Origin of the sequence: Actinokineospora sp. (assembly GCF_050699995.1) — a bacterium.
Classification (GTDB): Bacteria; Actinomycetota; Actinomycetes; order Mycobacteriales; family Pseudonocardiaceae; genus Actinokineospora.
The window spans coordinates 1-4,813 of sequence record NZ_JBOHGC010000521.1 but is presented as its reverse complement, the minus strand read 5'-3'; the positions used below and the strand labels follow the sequence as shown (position 1 = coordinate 4,813).

Here is a 4,813-nt window from a genome sequence, read left to right as displayed (position 1 = left end):
GCTTTGCGCGCCACCTCCAGCCCCAGGTCGAGCTCGTCGCGGACCCCGGTGATGGCCGCGGCCGGAGTGCCGAGCGCGCGGGTGCGGGCCGCGGCCTCGGCGAGCCGGTCCTCGGTCAGGACCCCGGCGCGGACCGCCTGGACGATCCGCTCGACCAGCGCGGTGACGGCTTCGGCGTCGGCGGTGTCGCCGCCGACGCACAGCGCGTCGGCACCCGCGGCGAGCGCGCGGACGGCGGCCTCACGCAGACCGGCCGCGTCGCCCAGGGTGCCTGCGACCGCGCCCATCTCGATGGCGTCGGTGACGACCGTCCCGGTGAACCCGAGTTCGCCACGAAGCACCTTGCCGATGGCGATCTCGTTGGTGGTAGCCGGCTCCGGTCCCCACGCGGGCACGACCAGGTGCCCGGACATGATCGCCCGGACCCCCGCGTCGATCGCCGCGCGGAACGGGACCAGTTCGGTGACGGCCAGTTCCTCGGGGGAGCGCGGCAGCACGGGCAGGGTCAGGTGCGAGTCGGCGGTCGCCGCGCCGTGGCCGGGGAAGTGCTTGGCGCAAGCCGCGACTCCCGAACGCTGCATGCCACGCACGGTCGCGGCCACGTGCGCGGCGGCCGCCGAGGGGTCCGAGCCGAACGCCCTGACACCGATGATGGGATCGTCCTGGGTGAGCGAGAGATCCGCGCAGGGCGCCAGGTTCAGCGTCACCCCGCAGCGGGCGAGTCGGGCGCCGAGCGCCAGGCCGACCTCGGCGGTGAGGTTGACGTCTCCCGCGGCGGCGAGGGCCAGCCCGCCGGGGAGCCTGCTGCCGACGGCCGCGTCGAGCCGGGTGACGTCCCCGCCCTCCTCGTCGATGCCGATCACGACATCGTCGCGTTCGGCCCGCAGCGCCGCGCTGAGCGCGGCGACCTGTTCGTCGTCGACGATGTTGCGGCCGAAGAAGACCACCCCACCGAGGCCTTCGGCGATGCGGCCGCGCAGCCAGTCCGGCGCGGTCGTTCCGGCGAACCCGGGCAGCAGGACAGCGTGGGCCAGCTTGTGCAGGGTGTCCATCAGCCCTTCACCGCCCCGGCGGTCGTCCCGGCGACCAGCTTGCGCTGCACCAGCATGAAGAACACCAGCGCGGGCAGCGCGTAGATCACCGACGCGGCCATGATGCCGCCCCAGTCGGTGCCGAACGCGGTCCGGAACGACGACAGCCACACCGGGAGCGTCTGCTTGGACTGGTCGCGCATGAACACCAGGGCGTAGAGGAACTCGTTCCACGCGGTGACGAACCCGAACACCGACGTGGCCACCAGACCGGGGCCGAGCAGCGGCAGGGTGACCCGCCGGAACACGCCCCAGCGCCCGCAGCCGTCGACCATCGCGGCCTCCTCCAGCTCGATCGGGATTCCCTTGACGAACCCGCGCAGCGTCCAGATGGTGAACGGCAGCGTGAAAGCCATGTACACCAGCAGAAGCGACGGCAGCGTGTCGAGCAGGTTCGCGTCGCGCATGATCAGGAACATCGGCACGAACAGCGCTTCGAGCGGCGCGAGCTGGGCGATGAGCACGAGCAGCACGAACCCCCGGCGTCCGCTGAACCGCATGCGGGCCAAGGGAACCGCCGCCAGCAGCCCGGCGACGAGCGCGCAGGCGACCGCGCCGAGCGTGACGATCAGGCTGTTGGTCAGGAAGGTTGTGAAACCCGGTTTGGTGATCGCCGTGGTGAAGTTGTCCACGGTGGCCGACAGTGGAATCAGGTCGTACTCGGTGGAGATGATGTCGCCGGGCTTCTTGAGCGCGGTGGTGAGCATCCAGTAGGTGGGGAAGAAGAACAGCAGCGCGACGAAGAGTCCGGCCGCGGAGAGCGCCATGCGCTGGGATCGCGTCTTCATCTACAGCTCCGTCTCCTGTGATCGCACCAGCAGGCGCATGTACCGCCAGGTCACACCGACCAGGATCAGCAGCATCAGCACCGCCACGGCGGACGCGACGCCGAAGTGGCTGCCGGAGATGCCCTTGAGGTAGAGCAGGACCGGCAGCGTGGTGCTCTCGCCGTCGGGGCCGCCCTGTTTGAGCGCCCAGATCTGGGTGAACACCTTGAAGTCCCAGAGAACCGAGAGGAACGTGACCATCGTCAGCAGCGGCCGCAGCGCGGGCCAGCTGACCGCGCGGAACGCCTGGAACGGTGTGGCGCCGTCGATGCTCGCCGCCTCATAGAGGTCCTTCGAGGCGCCGAGCAAGCCGGCGTAGAGGGTGAACGCGACGAACGGCACGGCCTGCCAGAGGATCAGCAGCCCGATGACGCTGAGTGTGCTGACGCCGCTGGTGAACCAGGAGTACCCGGCGAAACCGTCGAAACCCAGTGCCACCAACGTCTTGTTCAAGATTCCGTACTGCTGGTCGAAAATCCACTGGAACACGGTGGTCGTCGCGATGATCGGCGTCGCCCACGCCAGCACCAGGGCGACCTGCAGTGCGATGCGGACCGGCGCGTCGAGGTGTCGCATGAGGACCGCGATCCCCAGCCCGATCCCGACCGTCGCGACGACGCACGCCCCGGTGAACAGCACCGTGCGCAGCCCGATGATCCAGAAATCGGGGTCGGACAACACTTCCCGGTAGTTGTCGAAGCCGACCCACACGATCTCGCCGCGGACCAGCTCGCCGAGGTCGAGCCTGCGGAAGCTGATCCCGAGGACCTGCAGGGCGGGCCAGCCCAGCAGGGCCACCAGGATGAGCACCGCCGGAGCCAGCATCAGATAGGGGACGGCCCGCTGCGCGGTGAAGCGGCGCTGGGGCCTTGCGGCCCGCGGGGGTGCCTCCGCGGGCCGCAAGGGGTTCACAGTGGGAGCGGTCATCGGATGATCAGCCCGCGAACGCCTTGTTGAGAGCGGCGTTGGCGTCGGCCGTCGCCGCGTCGATCGACTTCGACCCCGTCAGGAACGCGGTCAGCATGTCCTTGAGCGGGTTCTGACCGGCTTCGATGGTCGCCCAGCCCGGGGTGGCGGGCACGGCGCGGCCGTTGCGGGACGCCTTGGCCATGGCCGCGTTCACCGGGTCCGCCTCGAGCGCGGCGACGTCGGTGGAGGTGCCGGGGATCATCCCGACGCCCGCGAACTGGGACTGGTACTTCGCGCTGGTCATCAGCTTGAGGTAGTCCTTGGCCAGGTCCTGGTTCTTGCTCTTGAACGGGATCGCCAGGTTGGATCCGCCCTGGAACACCGGCGCGGTGGCGCCCGCCTTCCTCGAGGGGATCGGGAACGCCGACGACTTGGCGGTCAGGTCCGGGTTGCCCTTCGCGGCGGTGGCGAGCTCCCACGGCAGGGCGACCATCATGGCGACCTTGCCCTGGCCGTAGATCCCGGCCTGCTCGGGGGTCTGCTCGTCGGTGTCCTTGGGCGCCTTGGTGCCCGAGGCCTCCTGCAGCTTCTTGTAGAACTCCAGGCCTGCCTTGGCCTCCGGGGTGTCGAGGCTGGCGGTGAACTTGGTGCCGTCGCGCTTGGCGATGTCGCCGCCCTCGTCGTAGATGAACGACAGCAGGGTGTACCAGTTCTGTCCGGGCAGGTAGAGCGCCTGGAAGTCCGGGTCGGAGCCGAACTTGGCGCGCAGCTTGGTGATCGCGTCGAGCCATTCCTGCCGCGACGTGGGCGGCGCGGCGATCCCCGCCTGCTCGAACATGTCCTTGCGGTAGAGGACCAGTCGGTTCGCGGCGTAGAACGGCACGGCGTACTGCTTGCCGTCCCACGAGCCGGAGTCCTTCAGGCTGGTGAGCCACTGGTCCTTGTTGAACTCCGACGCCTCCGCGGTGAGGTCCGTGAGCACCTTGGCCGCGGCGAACTTCGGCGCCTGGGTGTTGCCGATCTCGACGATGTCCGGTGCGTCATTGCCCGCTAACGCAGTGGTCAGCTTGTCCTGGATCCCGTTCCACTGCTGGACTTCGAACTTGACCGTGACGTCCTTGTGGGTCTCCTGGAACTCCTTGTGCAGGGCTTCGGTCAGCTTGTCCGGCGCTGAACCGTTCATCAGCCACACGGTCAGCGTGCGGGGACCGGCAGGCGGTGCCGCCGCCTGGTCCGTGCCCCCCGAACCCGCACACCCGGTTAGTGCGAGCATCAGTGCTGCTGTTCCTGCGACCGACTTTGACCACGTTCTCACGACAACCGCCTTCCGAGCGCCGCCCCAGGGACGCGGGGCGGCGGTAGTGCTGAGTGGTTTAGACCATTGCGGTAAGGGTGGTCTTGCTCACAAGGGTGTGTCAAGACATTCATGTCACGAAATGAATGGTTTTCGCACACGATGCTGTCCCGCGGGCGCCCGCGCCAGAGCCTCGGGCATACCGACTTTCCATGTCACCGGGGGCGGTTTGGCGGGTTGACCGGCAGGTTGTTCAGAAGAAGGTGCGGACGAACCCGGTGACCATCTCGCCATCCGCGCCGGTGACCGGGAGCAGGCTCCACTTGTCGAAGGTGGTGCACGGATGCGACAGGCCCAGGCCCACCCAGTCGCCCACTGCGACGGCCGGTTCGGCACCCGGCTCGGACTTCAGGAAGGCGTGCTGGTCGTTGAGCGCGGTCACCGTGTGCCCGGTCAGCGCGGTCACGCCCGCACGCGTTCGCAGCAGTCGTGGCAGAGGGAGACCCAGGTCGTAGGGCAGGTCCCGCTCGCCCGCGGCGAGCAGCGCCAGACCGGGTTCGGGCTGGGAGACGACCTGCGCCCACGCACGCAGCGCGGACCGCAGCGGGGGACCGGACACCCGGGGATGCTCGCCGAGCGGGGAGATGTCCCGGTAGTAGCCGTCGTCGTGGGTCAGGTAGGTGCCGCAGCGC

General features: G+C 69.1%; 4 protein-coding genes and 1 pseudogene. All 5 read right to left on the bottom strand.

What is annotated here, in order from left to right:
* Positions 1-1,052 (bottom strand): glycoside hydrolase family 3 N-terminal domain-containing protein (locus ACRDSQ_RS25875; RefSeq protein ID WP_431424561.1); only part of this gene is annotated, 1,052 nt, incomplete at its 3' end.
* A complete protein-coding gene (locus tag ACRDSQ_RS25870; RefSeq protein ID WP_431424560.1) occupies positions 1,052-1,879 on the bottom strand; it encodes a carbohydrate ABC transporter permease in 828 nt (275 codons plus the stop codon). The genes ACRDSQ_RS25870 and ACRDSQ_RS25875, both read right to left, overlap by 1 nt.
* A complete protein-coding gene (locus ACRDSQ_RS25865) occupies positions 1,880-2,845 on the bottom strand; it encodes a carbohydrate ABC transporter permease (RefSeq protein WP_431424559.1) in 966 nt (321 codons plus the stop codon).
* A gap of 7 nt (positions 2,846-2,852) precedes the next feature.
* The gene (locus tag ACRDSQ_RS25860) at positions 2,853-4,142 is read right to left on the bottom strand and encodes an extracellular solute-binding protein (protein WP_431424558.1); all 1,290 of its coding nucleotides are present in this window, start codon (positions 4,140-4,142) and stop codon (positions 2,853-2,855) included.
* Positions 4,143-4,374: 232 nt separating this feature from the next.
* A pseudogene (locus tag ACRDSQ_RS25855) lies at positions 4,375-4,813 on the bottom strand (amino acid deaminase); the annotation flags it as partial.